A 16,913-nucleotide genomic window follows, 5' to 3' on the forward strand; every position below is an offset into this window, starting at 1 on the left:
CCTAATTAGAATGATAAATTTAACTGAACACCGTACGTCGCAGTGGAAGGACCAGCAGCAAACTCACCATACAGGTTTTTGAGGCTGGTTCCGAACGTATTGGCTTCCGGATCTACATAATGGTTGCTTTTCGGAGTCCACAACACGAGGTTACGACCGAAAATACCTACAGATGCTCCGCGGACAGGCAATTTTGCCAGCGCGCTCTTTGGCACAGTGTAGTTCAGCGATACATTTCTAAGTTTGAAGAATGTTTTCGATACAACGTGGTTATACTCGTTTGCCGAAGTGGATCCCCCATAGTATGTAAACACATCTGCACGGGAAACCGGCGTCGTGTTGGTCACATAGCTTTCCCCTTGTTTCACCACTGAACCTGGCACCACAAATGGCTCTCTGTCATTGTACTGCGAGTTATAGGCATTTCCATTGAAGTAGTTCAGACGGGCTGTGTAGGAGTAGAATACACCGCCATTACGATAATCACCGTTCGCGCTGAATTTGAATCCTTTATAACTCACGTAAGTAGACAAGCCCAATGTATAATTCGGGTTGATAGAGCCACGGTAGGTCTCCTCCGAGCTCACCAATGGCACTCCGTTTTCAGGGTTCACTATGATGTTCCCGTTGGGATCACGCTGTGCATCCGGAGAGTAGATTGCACCCAGCGGCTTGCCTACGACGGCGCGCAGTTTCACATTGTAGCTGCTGTTTAGCAGAATGTTACCCGAGCCACCCTCCAGACCAAGCGATTCAACTTCGTTCCATATCTTGTTATAGTTGAATGTCAACCCCCACTCTACCTTCTCGGTGCGAACCGGTATGAGGTTCAAAGCAAGTTCAACCCCTTTGTTTCTTACGCTACCCAGGTTGACTGTCTGTGCGGTTGCCCCTGTTGCCGGTTCCAGGTTGAGGCTGATGATCTGGTTTTTGGTCAGCTTGTTATAGTAGCTCAAATCCAGACCTACCCTTCTTCCAAAGAAGCCCAGTTCAAGACCTCCTTCATATTCCTGCGAAATTTCAGGTTTCAATGCCAGGTTTCCTGGATTGTTGGAAACTTCGTAGGCATTCACGTTTCCGAATGGAAAGTTGATGTTCCCGAAACCTCCTGCACGGACCGTACCCGGAACATATACCGAATAGATCTGATATGGGTCCGCATCGTTACCTGCAGATGCTGCTGCGAAGCGCACTTTCACGAATGGGATCTGAGCCGGCAGTTTGAAAACTTCTGACAATACTGCACTGATGCTGGCGCTTGGATAGAAGTAAGAATTTCTGCCTTTGGGTAACGTGCTACTCCAGTCATTCCGTGCGCCGACAGTCAGGTACAACCAGCTGTCGAAACCGAATGTAGCCGAACCGAACACACCTACCAGACGACGTTTGCTGGTTGTTGCAAATGTTTGTGGCGTTACAGAACTGTTCGACAGACTATAGAATCCCGGCAAATCGAGGTTTGTAACTTTCGCAAAGTTGGTCTGTGCAGTCCTTTCGTTGATGTTATGGCCCAGAAAAGCCTGTATATCGAAACGTGATCCGAAGTTGTGCTTAAAGTCGAAGATGAGGTCGCTGTTGAACTGCCTGTTTCCTCTCGCCAGTTGTGACACGCTACCAAACACGTCGTTCGCTGTACTGTTCGGCGTTCCGTCGGTAATTCTTCCGACATTACCCCAGTCTTTCTGAAATGCATCGGAATAGTCTCCGCCTACACGCCATTTAACACCCAGGCTTGGAAACACCTGATAGCCGAATTCGATATTTCCGAATATCCGGTCTTCGTCGTAGTTATTACCCTGGTTGTACAGTGTCCAGTATGGGTTCTGAGCGTATGGTGTAAAATAATTATCCAGCGTCATGAACTTATAGAAAGGACTGTTGGGATCCAGCAAAGCCTTCGAATCCACAATAGAATGGTCTCTCGGGATCTGGATCATTTCCTGCCATAAGACTTTACCGCCGCCCGCGTCGTCGCCCTGACCGGTCGCAACGGCTTTCTGGTTCTTGTGCACGTAATTGATATTCGAGTTCACAGAAAACTTGTCCAGCTTCAGACCTCCGTTTAAACTCAATGTGTTACGCTTGTACGAGTCGGCATTGGTTGGCACAACACCGTCGGCGGTTGCATTGGAATAAGCCACGCGGTAGTTGGCAGTTTCGGTACCCCCTGACACTGCGATGCTGTTGTTCCATTCATATCCTTTGTCGAAGAAATCTTTGATGTTATCTTCCTGCGCCGAGAACGGCTTCAGCATTTGCGAATTGTCCACTACATTACCCCAAAGTCTTGGCTGTCCGTCCAGTTTAGGTCCCCATGAGCCGTTTTCGATACGGTCAAACAACCCGCTCCATCCCTGTCCGTAAGTGTTTTGCAGGTGCGGGACACGCAAAATGGTCGATTGGGCAAAGGAAGACGATACATCGACCTGAGTTTTGCCCGATTTCCCTCTTTTGGTTGTAATCAGGATAGCGCCATTGGCAGCACGGCTACCGTATAAGGCGGAAGCCGAAATGCCTTTCAGCACCGTAATGCTTTCGATTTCGTTCGGATTGACATCGTTCATCTGGTTACCAAAGTCCATCGAACGGTTGAAGTCGTCGTTGCTGTTTTGCGCATTGGTAGAGGATGTATTACCGCGGTTGTTCATCGGCACCCCGTCGATCACGAAAAGGGGTTGGTTGTTACCGGTCACCGAGTTGAAACCACGGATGTTCAGTACCGTGGAAGCGCCGGGCGCACCGGATGCCGTGTTCACAGAAAGACCGGGCACGCGCGCGTTAAGTGCATCCAGAGGGCTGGTATTACGGGCCTCTGTGATGGAAGTACTGGCGATCGTGGCGGTGCTGTAACCCAGCGACTTCCGCTCGCGGGAAATACCAAGGGCGGTCACGACCACTTCACCCAGCTGTTGGGTATCCGAAACGAGCGTGACGTTGATGGTTGTCTTGGAACCGATAGCGACGCTCTGGGTGATGTATCCCACAAAGGAAAAAACCAGCGTTCCGGAGGAAGGGACGGAGATTGAATACTTACCGTCGACGTCCGAAGTAATACCCCTGGTAGTCCCTTTAAGTGAGACGTTTACACCAGGGAGGACACTTCCGTCGTCAGCAGTAATAACTCCCGATACTTGTTTATCCTGGGCATAGGCCTGCCAGCCAGGAATCAATAAGCACCCTAAGATTAGATACAGTAGAAACTTTCTCATACAAAGGATTTAAAGTTTGTTTAAATAGAGAATAATTGTGTCAAGGTTACAAAACTAAATGTTGTTTCAAACAATTACAACGGCGGTCAATTCAATACCCAGAATATAATTTGGCACAAATCAACTTTCATTGTCAATTTGTTAGCGATTATGACAAAAATACCCCCATAAACGTATTTGTTAGAAGTTCACGCTTTTCGCCCCGATCATGATCAAATTTGCAACCACACGCACTATTTCTTACATATTTTTCAAACAATTCAAACAATTACTACAAATAAACCTACACGAAAAATCCCCATTTTGCTCGCTCAAACAGCTTCTTTTCTTGTCATAAAATTTATTTTAATATATACACAATATTGAAATAATCCAAATATTTATTAGAAATTCTGCCCACCGGAATATTCCAAAAGCTACACTCGGTTCAATAATCATTTATTTAGATTCATTCTCGACAGTATCTGCGTATACGATACCCGTTACAGAGCAGGCTCTTTTGATCATACGCCGTGCATTTTTATCTATCTGCTGCGAAAAACTCAATGAAAGGCGCCCATCTTTAACATTTGCACAACATGAGCGCCGATTTTAGAAAATTCCCGCATTTATAAAAATTGCAAAAAACCAGCCATTACGCATACAAAATTCTTCAATTAGTGGCCTGCAACCAAAGTAAATTTTGAAATTTAGCAATGTCGGAGTTGTAATGGTTAAACTAATAGTTATTTTTGCAACATTATGTTTACATAACAAACCTAACTTTATAATTGATTTATGAGGAAGACTCTATTCTCCTTCATGGGGTGTTTACTGCTATTAATCACGCAGCTGCATGCCCAGGATGTCGCTGTGACCGGCAAGGTCACTGCCGATGACGGCTCGATACTACCGGGCGTTAACATTTCTTTGAAAGGTACTACTCGCGGTACCACCACAGACAGCCAGGGACAGTACACAATTACCTCATCAACGGGTTCTACACTGGTATTCAGTTTTATCGGTTTTCAAACACAGGAGGTTGTGGTAGGAAGCCAGTCTGTCATCAACGTCTCGCTAAAAAACGATGTCAGCCAGCTTCAGGAAGTTGTTGTAACAGCTCTTGGGCAGGAAAGAAAAAGAAATGAGCTTGTATACGCCGCGCAACAGGTAAGCAGCGAGCAGATCGTACAGGCACGCAACCCCAACGTGATGAATGCGCTGGCAGGTAAAATTGCCGGTCTGGATATCAAAACCAACAATAACCTTGGTGGATCCACAAGCGCGATAATCCGTGGTTACAAATCCATCACCGGTAACAACCAGGCTTTGTGGGTAATTGACGGGGTTCCTGTAACAAACGCGAACACCAACACAAGCGACCAGCAGACAGGCCGTGCGGGAACCGACTATGGTAATGCTGCTTCCGACATTAATCCAGACAACATTGCGTCGATCAACGTATTGAAAGGTGCAGCTGCTACCGCGCTTTACGGATCACGTGCATCCAATGGTGTGATCCTGATCACCACCAAGCAAGGACGCAAAAACAGTTTTGATGTAACCGTCAACAGCGGTGTGACCTGGGGCAAAATTGACAAAAGCACGTATGCAAAATACCAGAATGAGTACGGCGCGGGATACGGTGGTGACGGTGCAGCCGATCAGTTCTACCGCGGCAATCTCGGTTCAGGGGAAGGTGATATCGCTGTTTTCGACGCGGATGCCTCTTTCGGAGCCAAATTTGACCCATCCCGTATGGTATACCAGTGGGATGCATTGGATCCGACCTCCCCTACTTTCGGAAAAATGACACCCTGGGTTGCTGCAAAAAACGGCCCGGCTGCATTCTTTGAGACCGGCGTGACATCCAATCAAAGTGTAAACATCATGGGTGGCGGCGAAAACTCGACCTTTAAAGTAGGTTACACCCGCAACGATGAAAAAGGTGTGCTTCCAAACAGTAAACTGGGCAAAAACCTTTTCAATTTCTCGGCTTCATTTGACCTGACCAAGAAACTGACCATTTCTGCCAATGCAAATTACTCCCAGATAAAAGGGATTGGCCGTTACGGAACCGGTTACGACGGGAAAAACCCTAACCAGCAGCTCCGGCAGTGGTTCCAGACCAACGTAGATCTTCTGGAGCAAAAAGCCGCTTATTTCAGAAACAGACAGGACGTTACATGGAACTGGGGAAGCCCCACCGATCCTTATTCGGAAAATGGCCCGATCTATTCGGAAAACCCATATTTCTCTCGGTATGAGAACTTCTCGAATGATTCACGCGACAACTTCTTCGGTTATGCAGCAGCAGTTTATAAAATTGCTCCGTGGGTTGACCTCACCACGCGGTTTGCATACAACGGCACACAGGATATGCAGGAAGAGCGCATCGCTTTCGGAAGCTCCGACCCCGCCCAGTACAAGCGATTTAACAGAGGATTCAACGAGACCAACCTCGACGTGATCTTCAATTTCCGCAAGGCCATTACCAAGACCATCAACTTCTCAGGTTTGGCGGGTGGAAGCATGCGCCGCTCTACGGAAAATGTGATCCGTGCGCAAACGAACGGTGGGATGGTTGTACCGGGCCTTTTCTCGCTCTCCAACTCTGCCAACCCTATTGAAGCGCCCACTGAAGCTTACAGAAGAATCGGTGTCGACGGTCTTTACGCACAGGCTTCGTTTGGCTACAAGGACCTCGTAAACCTCGACCTGACCGCAAGACAAGACAAATCGACGACACTGAGCAAAAACAACAATACCTATTTCTATCCTGCGATCGGTGCCAACTTCAATATCTCGAACCTGGAAGCAATGAAGTTTAGCTGGTTGACAATGGCCAAAATAAGTGCCAACTACGCAGAAGTAGGTAACGATGCGCCATGGGGAACTACCGCAGATGTGTATGACAAGCCAACCGGCCTTGGAGCGATTCCTTATTTCACTCTGAGAAACACCAAAAACAATCCGGATCTGAAACCGGAAAGAACCAAAAACTATGAATTTGGACTTGAAACAGCATTCCTGAACGACCGAGTAGGCTTGAATGTAACTTACTACCGTTCACAGACCCTGGATCAGATCCTACCGGTGTCAATTACCGCGGCAACAGGTTATGCATTCCGTTATGTCAACTCCGGAGAAGTACAGAACAAGGGTATCGAGATTTCTGCTTACGTAACACCGATCAAGGTACAGGATTTCTCATGGACGGTGAATGTCAACTTTGCAAGAAACCGCAACAAGGTTATCAGCCTATATGGTGATGGTGATAACAAAGTAACCAACGTTCAGATCGCCGCACCTGCGGGAGGTGTTACATTGAACGCCGCGGAAGGGCAACCCTTCGGCGTGATCAGAGGTACCAACTTCCAGTATCACAAGGATAACGGTCAGAAGATCGTGAAGGCCAACGGTATTTACGCAGCCACTCCCGGCTCTGCCGAAATCATCGGCAATCCCAATCCGGACTGGATCGGAGGCGTAAGCAATACATTGAAATACAAAACATTGTCTTTGAGCTTCCTGCTTGATATCCGCAAAGGCGGTGACGTATGGTCACTCGACCAGTGGTATGGTGAAGGTACCGGTTTGTACCCGATCACAGCCGGCTTGAACGAATTGGGCAATCCTAAGAGAAACCCCGCATATCTGTACGACGAGAAAGGCAATAAAATAGGCAATGCACCCAACCAGGGGGGAGTTCTGTTCCCGGGCGTACAAGCAGATGGATCACCCAACACCATTCGCGCTGAAAACATTGACGGAAACGGTGCTACCGCATACGGTTACCCGGGCAACCCACCGAGAGCCATGTACGTCTACGACGGAAGCTATATCAAGCTGAGAGAAGTTGCCCTTACTTACGGCCTCCCACAGGCTATCGTAAGCAAATTGCGCGCATTCAAAGAGATCGACATCTCGGTGATCGGACGTAACCTTTGGATCATTCACAAAAACATGCCTTACCAGGATCCTGAAGAAGGACTGGGCTCAGGATTGCTGAATGGTGCCGGTGGATACCAGAGTGGCGCATACCCGGCAGTAAGAAGCTATGGTTTCAATGTTAAATTCCGTTTCTAATCGATATGAAAAAATTAATCATTCTTTTCCTCCCCGTTCTCCTGTTGACGGCCTGCGTCGATAGCCTGGACGACTACAATGTGGATACCAAGCGCCCGTCGGTGGTTCCGCCTGTAACATTGTTCTCCAATGCATTGAAAGGTCTGGCGGACACGCTCACCAGCCCCAACGTAAACGTAAACAACTACCGCCTGTATGTACAGCAGTGGGCAACCACTACTTACCTGGACGAGCCGCGCTACAATGTAACGGCCCGCACCATTCCGCAGGCATTCTGGCAGGGAATGTACAAAGGTGTGATCTCCGACTTGAATGAAGCAAGAAGGCTGATCAACGCCGATGCCTTCCTCACACCGGAAACAAAAGACGTACAACTGGCACAGATTGAGGTAGTGGAAGTGATGGCCTGGGCTGCATTGGTCAACACATTCGGGAACCTCCCTTATAGCGAGGCAATGAACCCGGAAAACCCGCTTCCGAAATACGATGACGCCAAAACCGTCTATGACGCGATCCTGGTACGCCTGGACGCTGCCCTTCCTAAATTGGAGGCAAAAGGAACACCATTCGGAGCAGGTGATCTGCTTTACAAAGGCAAAATTCCTAAATGGGTGAAATTCGGAAACTCGCTGAAACTGAAACTGGCGATGATCATTGCTGACAGCGACCCGGAAAAAGCGAAGAAACTCGTAGCGGAAGCAGCACCGAAAGTATTTACGGAGAATGGCGACAAAGCAGCTTTCCCATATATTTCAACGCCGCCGAACTACAATGTAATCGCGCAAAACCTGAACCCGCTTTATTCGAGCCGTCAGGATTTTGTGGCTGCCGAAACGATCATCAACCCGATGAACGAGTTGAACGATCCGAGGAGAGAGTTCTTCTTCACAACGGTTAGTGGAAAGTTCGTCGGTGGTAAATATGGTTTTCTGAATACCTACGGTAGCTTCTCGCATGTAAGCGACAAGATTATCGACCCCACATTGGAAGGGTTGCTACTCGATTATTCCGAGGTTGAATTCCTGCTTGCAGAAGCTGTGGAAAGAGGATTCATCACAGGATCGGCCGCTGAACACTATAACAAAGGTGTAACGGCATCCATCGTTTACTGGGGTGGGACACCTGCTGCGGCAACAGCCTACCTGGCTCAACCCAATGTGGCCTACACAACTGCAAAAGGTACCTGGAAAGAGAAAATCGGCTTCCAGAAATGGCTTGCGCTTTATAATAGAGGGTGGGAATCATGGGTGGAATGGAGAAGACTCGACTCTCCCAAACTATCGCCTCCAACAGGTGGTAACGCACCTGCCGGCCTCGCCATCCCGGTCCGGATGATCTATCCGATCAACGAACAAACTTTGAATGGCGCCAACCGCGAAGCAGCGGCGGGTGCAATCGGAGGTGACCTGGCGACCACGAAACTGTGGTGGGATAAATTCTAGTCACATTCATTGATCATAACGAAGAACGGCGGGCCTAGGTCCGCCGTTCTTCGTTATGATCAATTCTAACAATTCAGACGGAGTGATATACCGCTTAAAAATTCATCAAAACCACTGGCTGGATAAGTTTCCGTAGTCCGCTCTTCCTAATTGTAAATTCATAGCTATGAGGTTTTAAAAGCCCTCCTCACCACAAACCTAGCTTTGATGAAACAACTCTTACTCTCCCTTGCGGTTGGATTACTGCTATGTCAAACCTCCGCCTTTGCCCAAAACCAGGAAATAACCGGAAGGGTATGGTCATCCTCCGACAGTTCTGCTCTTCCCGGCGTTAGCGTTAGAGTGTCCGGCAGCACGTCAGGCACACTCACTAACGAAAATGGCGAATACAAGGTCCAGGCCCGGCCGGGGCAGACGCTGGTGTTCTCATTCGTAGGTTTTCTTAGCCAGAGCATTAAAATTCCAAACTCACGCCGGTTGGACGTAGGTCTAGAGCTGGATGAACTTTCGCTGAATGAAATCGTCATCACCGCAGGCGGTCTTACCGCACAACGCCGGGAGTTGGGAAGCCAGTCAACCACCCTCAAATCACAGGAACTTACCCAAGGGAAGCCGACCAGCGTAGCGTCCAGTCTGGCTGGCAGAGTACCGGGGTTGCTTGTAATGGGTGTGAGCAGCGGAGTAAACCCGGCATTCAGGCTGGTCCTGAGAGGTAACCGGTCGCTGACTGGAAATAATCAGGCACTGGTGATCATCGATAATATGATATCGACCAGCGATATCCTCGCCAACATCAATCCCGAAGACATCGACGACATCCAGGTCCTGAATGGTGCTGGAGCAGCGGCATTGTACGGGTCCGACGCTTCGAACGGAGCGCTGATCGTCACTACCAAAAAAGGAAAATCAGGAAAAACCGAGATACGGCTTTCCCATACCGCGACGATGGAGAAAGTCAGTTTTTTGCCCAAACTTCAATCCGGCTTTGGCTCCGGAACTACTCCTGATGATGTTCCTACCTACACCCCTTATGAAAACCAGCAATTCGGGCCGGCCTTTGACGGTTCGACGGTAAAAATCGGCAAGCCCTTGCAGGATGGATCGATACAGACCGTCCCGTACACGGCAAAGAATTCCCGCGAAGATTTCTGGAAGACGGGTCTCACGAATCAAACGGATCTGAGCATTTCATCAGGCGACGAAAAAAGCACTTATTATCTTTCGGCTCAATATACAAATCAACATTCCACTGTCCCTTATGAGGCTTTTAAACGATACAGTGTCCGCGCAAACAGCAGTAGGCATATTTATAAAAATCTGACAGCATCATTCAATACGAATTTCGTAGCCACACGAAGTGACGTAAGTAATGCGACGGCAGCGGCATATCAGAACCTGCTGATGTCGCCTTCGCAAGTCGATGTAACGCAGTACAAGGATTGGCAAAACAACCCGTTTGGAAATCCTAATGGATATTTCAATGAATACGCGCCCAATCCTTACTTTTCACTGGCTAACAACCGGGCACTTTCAAGATACGATTATTTCCAGGGGAACATGGAGCTGAAATGGAACCCGATAAAACCATTGACCTTCACATATCGCATAGGCGTAACCACGAAAAATTATTCGGGGAAAAGCCGGATCGGTAAATTCACCTACTCCGACTATACCAAGAGCATCTCTGGCAGTTCCAAAACCGACATTCCAGGAAATGTGTCAGATTTCAGTGGTTTTATCACACAACTTGTCAATGACTTTATCGCTGAATTCAAAACGAACCTGACACAGGATATCAGTTTTAGCTCTGCATTAGGCACCACATTTAGAGAAAATGGGAACAAGATCGTATTCATCTCAGCAAACGGACTGGTAATCAATGATCTTTATAATATCGGGAACAGTCTTAGCAACCCGGCGGCGTCCGAGGAAAACTACAAAACACGCCAAATAGGTGTTTATGGAGAAACAAGGCTCGGGTTTAAGGATTTCCTTTACCTCCATATCACGGGTCGAAACGATTGGCGCTCGGTTCTTTCCAAAAGTAACCGGTCATTTTTTTACCCGTCGGCAGACCTATCATTCATTGCAACCGATGCGATACCCGCATTGAGTCAGTCCGGTTTTTTGAGAACGCTCAAAATACGAGGCGGGTACTCCAAGGTCGGGCAGGTTAATCTCGGGAATGTATTTAATCTCGGCGCATATTCCCTCAGCAGTACATTTTCCCAGGCATTCGGTTATCCTTATTCCAGCGGAGCCGGCTTCACACTGGACAACAGGCTCGTAGCTGCCGATATTAAACCGGAAATGACGATCGGTTCAGAAGCAGGGCTGGATTTCGAACTTAGTCCTTTTTCCATTGCAGGTGGCGTCACTTTTTACAAAACCAACACTTTCAACCAAACCATTTCCGTCCTGGTCTCCGCAGCGACGGGGTATCAAAGTCTTACCACCAATGTGGGAGAAGTACAGAACAACGGTGTGGAAAGCTATCTAAGCCTGACGCCAGTGAAACTGTCCAACGGGTTAGAAATTTCGCTTGCGGCCAATTATACATTCAATCGCAACAAGGTTATTTCACTTTCCGGACAATCCGACCAAATAACACTGGCTAACGACGGGACTACGGCACGCATTCTTGCCAAAGTCGGTTCGCCGTTTCCACTCCTGCAGACTACCCGTTACAACCGGGATCCCGAAGGCCGGATCATTGTTGATCCCATTACAGGCTATCCGGCTACAAACGGGACTTTTCAGGATGTAGGTATCACTAATCCACCGCACATTCTGGGGTTAAACGGAACTATCAAATTCAAAAAACTGAGATTCAATGCTTTATTTGAATACCGCAACGGGCATTACATCTACAATTCTATTTCAACAGGATACGATTTTTCAGGCGCCGGATTCCGCACCGCCTGGTATAACCGGGATCGATTTGTAATTCCAAATTCTTCCTATAAAAACGCAGACGGTCAGTATGTGCCGAATACCAACATCGCAGTCAGAAGTGGTGGGGCCGATTTCTGGACTGACGGCACCCGGAACCGAAACATCGGCGAGAACTATGCCAATTCGGCCGGCTTCTGGAAACTCCGGGAAGCTTCCCTCCGATACGACCTACCTGCTGAAGTCCTTTCAAAAACTAAATTTATTCAGGGTGTCACTGTGAGTATCCAGGGCAGGAACCTATTCATATGGGTTCCCAAGTCAAACCTCTATACCGACCCTGAATACAGTCAGAATGGTGTCGACAATAACGCGGTCGGCTTCACCAACCTGGCACAAACACCGCCAGCCAGGTATTTCGGCGCCAGCTTATCATTTACCTTCTAAATCGACACGCATGAATCCAATATTTAAACACGGCCTCTTCATGGCCATGCTGCTCGCAAGTGTTTCGTGCGACAGCTATCTCGATATCAATGAAAATCCGAACTCAGCCACCAGTGCTTCGGCGTTACTTGTACTCCCTCAGGCCATTACGGGATCGGCGGCTATTTCCAGCGCGTACAATTCGTATGGTGCACATTTTGGCGGATACATTGCCAATGCCGGAGGTTTTTCCGGTTTTGGCAATCTCTTTAATTACCAGATTGTACCGGGAGATTATAATACGCTATGGATAAGCACCTATGATAATTTACAGGATTATCAATATGTAATAGAGCAAACCAACGGCAGCGACGAACTTGCGTATGCCAATGCCACGGCTAAAATCATGACCGCGCTCAACTACCAGCGGCTTGTGGATGCATTCAACAATGTTCCCTACTCGGAAGCATTGCAGAACAATGCCAACCTGACTCCAAAGTATGACGACGCGGCTACTATCTATCAGGATCTGATCACCAAACTGGATGATGCCATTGGCGTCATCAGCAGTGCCAAGTTTCCAAAGAATCTGAACGCATCATCCGATCCGCTATTCAGTGGAAACATGACTAAATGGAAACAGTTTGCCAATACACTTAAGCTCCGCATGCTGATCAGGATCTCCGGAGTAGCGTCACTCGCAGATTTTGCACAAAAGGGCTTTAAAGGGATCGATACAAGTATAGGCTTTTTGACAGACGACGCGGTAGTCAACCCCGGATACGTGAAAGATAAACCCAACCCCCTCTGGAATGCCTGGGCCTATTCCACCACAGGCACCCTTTCCAACTCCTCGCGCACGGCAACCAAATTCGCGTTTGGTTTCTACAAAGGCCAGAAGCTGACTGACAACGGGCGGGGAAGCGTGATTTATAAAAATTTCGAAACCAATACTCCCGTTAATCAACTGGGCAATGAAGTGGATGCACCGACAGTAATTACCAACTATTCGACCTGGTATTCGGGTACATTCAGCAGCGCATCCAGTATAGCCAATTCACTGGGCATTATGAAGGGACCTTCTCAGGGACAACCGTTGATGCTGGCTGCGGAATCTCATTTTTTACAAGCCGAAGCAAAGTTGAAAGGATACCTGACCGGAGAACCTGTTGAAAGTTTTGATAATGGGATAACCGCGTCGTTCCGATACCTTTATAAAGAGACCACCAACATAGTATCGGCGACGAAAGATGTCAATGCGGACGTGGCCACCTACAAGAAAGACAATCCCGCCAGCTATTTCGTTGACATTAAGCTTGCCAAAACACCGGCCGAAAAACTGGAAGCCATCATCACACAAAAGTACATTGCCCTTAACATGATCCATTCCGATGAAGCCTGGAATGAGTTCAGACGAACTGGCTACCCCGTTACTGATCCCAAAGGGGATGGCTACCACAATATCGCGTCGCTGTTATCCACGTCGACCCGCCCTGACAAACTTCCCTCCCGCATTCTGTATCCCTCATCGGAGCAATCCTACAATGCTGCGAACTATAAGGCCATTAATCAATTCACCGACCTCATTTTCTGGGACCCAAACTAATCCGACCATGAAAAAAATATATCAATGGATAATGCTGATCACGCTGATCAGCCTGCTCGTGTCCTGTTTAAGAGACGAGATGACGCTCGACCCCGAAAATTCAGTTAACGTACTGGAGTTCAAGAACCCTTCCAGTTTTGTCTCTCCGAATGGCAGTAAGTATGCATTGTATACCAAAGCTTTCGACCTGGCCGATGAAAACGAATATGCGATTACGGTGAGCTATTCCGGGGCGCATGTTGCACCGGAAGACATTACTGTAAAATTCGGCATCGATACCGCGGCATTGAGCCAATACAACGCGGAGCAACACAAGGCGTACGATCTTATTGATGAAAGTCTGTACACATTAGTGACGTCGGTGGTAATACCCAAAGGGCAGCGAACAGCCGCAGTAAAACTCAAATTCAAAAGTTCATCCTTCGATTTCACCAAAAAATATGTTCTGCCGATCCAGATCCAGTCGGCTTCGGCAGGAATTATCAGCGGCAACTTTGGAACCATTCTATTGAATGTTAATGCGAAGAACAAATACGACGGCGTTTACACTGTCACCGGCAAAATGTCCGACGCAACCAATGCTGCATTTACGGGCCTATACACCACAGGTAAAAAAGTGGAGTACACACTCGAAACCATATCGGCGACAGAATGCGTCGTTACCGATCACATCAATTGGAGCGGCGCGGCCTATGTACCCTTCTGGACCGGGACTGGCGTCAGTGGGTACGCTACTTTCTCACCTGTAGTCGAATTCGACCCCGCCACGAACAAGATCGTCAGTGTCAAAAATTTTTACGGCCAACCAGCTTCCAATAGCCGTTCCGGCAAACTGAACCCACAAGGCATCAACACCTACGACCCAACCGGTAAAGTCATCAAAATCAGCTATTGGATGTTACAACCCAGTGTGGTCACTGCGCCTCCGCATATCCGCACCACCTGGGAGGAAGAATGGAAGTTCTCCAGACCCAGATAATTACAAGTTTCCCAGTATTTTATCTTCCGCCGGTCAGCTTGACCGGCGGAACTTTTTTGATTTGCATTTGTCCTGCATAATTCAGCTTCTTCCGGAGAATCTCCTCTTTTTTACTGGCGCCACAATAGCCGAAATCTTTGCAAAAGATGGGTTTCCGATAAATCCATTCATTTTATTTAACTTTGAGGGTTATCCAACTCTTGAAAATAATGGAATTCTTAAAAAGCGACCGCCTGAATCATCTGAAATACGAGATCCGCGGAGCTACCTATCAGAAAGCGTTAGAGCTTGAAAGTCAGGGGTACAAAATCCATAACCTGAACATTGGCAATCCCGCACCGTTCGGTTTTGATTCGCCCGACGAGATCGTCCACGACATCATCATGAATATCCGCAATGCGCAAGGCTATTCGGATTCACGTGGTTTGTTCGCGGCGCGCAAGGCGATCATGCACTACACACAAACGATTGGTATTCAAGATGTTGAAATTAACGACATTTTTATCGGGAATGGTGTCAGTGAATTGATCCTGCTCTCGATGCAGGCACTGCTCAATCCCGGCGACGAAGTACTGGTCCCGTCTCCCGACTACCCGCTGTGGACTGCGGCAATCTCACTGAGCGGCGGCACGCCGGTACATTATATATGTGATGAGGAATCTGACTGGAATCCTGACCTGGATGATCTGGAAAAGAAAATTACGTCGCGCACCAAAGGCATTGTCATTATCAACCCAAACAACCCCACCGGCGCAGTTTACGACAAGGAGGCATTGAGCCGTATCGCACGGATTGCTGAAGAACACGGGCTGATCATTTTCGCGGACGAGATCTACGATAAAATCCTTTACAATGGTGCCGTACACCATCCAATGGGTTCATTTGTGACGGATACCCTCTGCGTGTCCTATGGAGGCCTTTCCAAAAACTACCGCTCAGCCGGCTTCCGCGGGGGCTGGATGATCCTCAGCGGTGCCAAACAAAAGGCCAAGTCGTATGCCGAAGGACTACTTCTGCTCGCGAGTATGCGCCTGTGTGCGAATGTACCCACGCAATACGCGATCCAGACGGCATTAGGTGGTTATCAGAGTATAAAAGAACATATTGTACCAACAGGCAGATTGTATAAGCAAATGAATCTGGTTTACGACAGGCTCACGGCAATCCCAGGCATTACGTGTGTGAAACCGAAAGGCTCCCTGTATGTTTTTCCGAAAATAGATCTGAAAAAGTTCGGTTTTAAAGCAGACGATCAGTTTGTATACGAGTTACTGGCGGATCAAAAGGTGCTTGTCGTGGCTGGTACCGGTTTCAACTATCATCTCGAACCCCATTTCCGGATCGTGTTCCTTCCCACACTGGATGAGCTGAACCAGGCCATGGACAAGCTGGAATTCTTCCTGACGAACCGCCGAATCATGTCGACGCGTACTGTTGAAGATCTCATTGCCTGATCAGAAATTTAAAACACATATCCCTCCACTGACAGTAAAGTACTGCCAATGCCTACACCCGATACAACTACGCAGGAAGCCAAACGCCAACGCCTTTTCCTGTTGCTTTGTGGCATCTTTCTGACCAACGCGCTGATCGCGGAAATCATTGGCGGGAAAATATTTTCAGTGGAGACCCTTCTGGGTATCGCCCCGGCACAATTACCGATAGGAGGCCAAAAACTGGATTTCAATATGACGGCCGGTGTAATCAGCTGGCCGATCGTTTTCATCACTTCGGATATTATCAATGAGTATTTTGGCCGGAAAGGTGTCAAAAGGATTTCCTATCTGACGTCCAGCCTGATCGTCTACACTTTCCTCATTATTTACATTGCCACCCAATTACCCCCCGCGCAGTTTTGGCTGGATCTGAACAACACCGACAAACAGGGTAACACATTCAATATCAACGACGCTTTTGCAAAAATCTTCAACCAGGGGCTTGGTATCATGATCGGTTCGATCACTGCTTTTTTGCTGGGGCAGTTGCTGGACATTCTCGTTTTTTCATGGCTTCGCCGAAAGACCGGCAGCCGTTTCATCTGGCTCAGAGCGACGGGCTCCACCATGTTTTCCCAATTGATCGACAGCTTTGTCGTAATTGGGATCGCATTTTATGTATTTGGGAACTGGGACCTTAAACTGGTTTTCTCCGTTGGCACCATCAATTACCTGTATAAGGGAATGGTCGCGATTTTATTGACGCCCCTTCTGTACGTCGCCCATTATTTCATCGATAACTATCTGGGTAAAGAGTACGCGGAAGAGCTATCACATAAAGCTGCGCACGAGTAA

At 48.0% G+C, this 16,913-nt stretch carries 8 protein-coding genes; 7 read left to right on the top strand and 1 reads right to left on the bottom strand.

Annotated elements, in window-relative coordinates; translation table 11 throughout:
* Positions 1–5: 5 nt before the first annotated feature.
* On the bottom strand, positions 6–3,209 hold the full coding sequence (locus BP71_RS16990) for a SusC/RagA family TonB-linked outer membrane protein (protein ID WP_496381272.1): 3,204 nt from the start codon (positions 3,207–3,209) through the stop codon (positions 6–8).
* A gap of 777 nt (positions 3,210–3,986) precedes the next feature.
* Here BP71_RS16990 and BP71_RS16995 point away from each other — a divergent pair.
* From BP71_RS16995 to BP71_RS17025, 7 genes are all read left to right on the top strand, one after another.
* A complete protein-coding gene (locus tag BP71_RS16995) occupies positions 3,987–7,277 on the top strand; it encodes a SusC/RagA family TonB-linked outer membrane protein (protein WP_496381274.1) in 3,291 nt (1,096 codons plus the stop codon).
* Positions 7,278–7,282: 5 nt separating this feature from the next.
* Entirely contained in the window at positions 7,283–8,719 is a 1,437-nt protein-coding gene (locus BP71_RS17000) for a SusD/RagB family nutrient-binding outer membrane lipoprotein (protein ID WP_496381276.1), read from the top strand.
* A gap of 207 nt (positions 8,720–8,926) precedes the next feature.
* Positions 8,927–12,058 carry a SusC/RagA family TonB-linked outer membrane protein gene (locus BP71_RS17005; protein WP_496381278.1) on the top strand — a complete coding sequence of 1,044 codons (3,132 nt, stop codon included), beginning with the start codon at positions 8,927–8,929 and terminating at the stop codon, positions 12,056–12,058.
* A 10-nt stretch (positions 12,059–12,068) separates the two neighbouring features.
* The gene (locus BP71_RS17010; RefSeq protein ID WP_496381280.1) at positions 12,069–13,643 is read left to right on the top strand and encodes a SusD/RagB family nutrient-binding outer membrane lipoprotein; all 1,575 of its coding nucleotides are present in this window, start codon (positions 12,069–12,071) and stop codon (positions 13,641–13,643) included.
* 7 nt (positions 13,644–13,650) lie between these two features.
* Positions 13,651–14,622 carry a DUF1735 domain-containing protein gene (locus BP71_RS17015; protein ID WP_496381282.1) on the top strand — a complete coding sequence of 324 codons (972 nt, stop codon included), beginning with the start codon at positions 13,651–13,653 and terminating at the stop codon, positions 14,620–14,622.
* 209 nt (positions 14,623–14,831) lie between these two features.
* Positions 14,832–16,076 (top strand): pyridoxal phosphate-dependent aminotransferase, encoded by a 1,245-nt coding sequence (locus BP71_RS17020; protein WP_496381284.1) that lies wholly within the window; start codon positions 14,832–14,834, stop codon positions 16,074–16,076.
* A gap of 48 nt (positions 16,077–16,124) precedes the next feature.
* Positions 16,125–16,913, top strand: a complete 789-nt coding sequence (locus BP71_RS17025; protein ID WP_496381286.1) for a queuosine precursor transporter — start codon at positions 16,125–16,127, stop codon at positions 16,911–16,913.

The organism is Dyadobacter ginsengisoli DSM 21015, from assembly GCF_059568735.1.

What these genes read in the sequence shown, in the direction of transcription:
- BP71_RS17020 (WP_496381284.1), top strand. Translation starts at nt 14,832, where the DNA reads ATGGAATTCTTAAAAAGCGACCGCCTGAATCATCTGAAATACGAGATC.
- BP71_RS17025 (WP_496381286.1), top strand. Translation starts at nt 16,125, where the DNA reads ATGCCTACACCCGATACAACTACGCAGGAAGCCAAACGCCAACGCCTT.
- BP71_RS16990 (WP_496381272.1), bottom strand. Translation starts at nt 3,209, where the DNA reads ATGAGAAAGTTTCTACTGTATCTAATCTTAGGGTGCTTATTGATTCCT.
- BP71_RS17005 (WP_496381278.1), top strand. Translation starts at nt 8,927, where the DNA reads ATGAAACAACTCTTACTCTCCCTTGCGGTTGGATTACTGCTATGTCAA.
- BP71_RS17000 (WP_496381276.1), top strand. Translation starts at nt 7,283, where the DNA reads ATGAAAAAATTAATCATTCTTTTCCTCCCCGTTCTCCTGTTGACGGCC.
- BP71_RS17010 (WP_496381280.1), top strand. Translation starts at nt 12,069, where the DNA reads ATGAATCCAATATTTAAACACGGCCTCTTCATGGCCATGCTGCTCGCA.
- BP71_RS17015 (WP_496381282.1), top strand. Translation starts at nt 13,651, where the DNA reads ATGAAAAAAATATATCAATGGATAATGCTGATCACGCTGATCAGCCTG.
- BP71_RS16995 (WP_496381274.1), top strand. Translation starts at nt 3,987, where the DNA reads ATGAGGAAGACTCTATTCTCCTTCATGGGGTGTTTACTGCTATTAATC.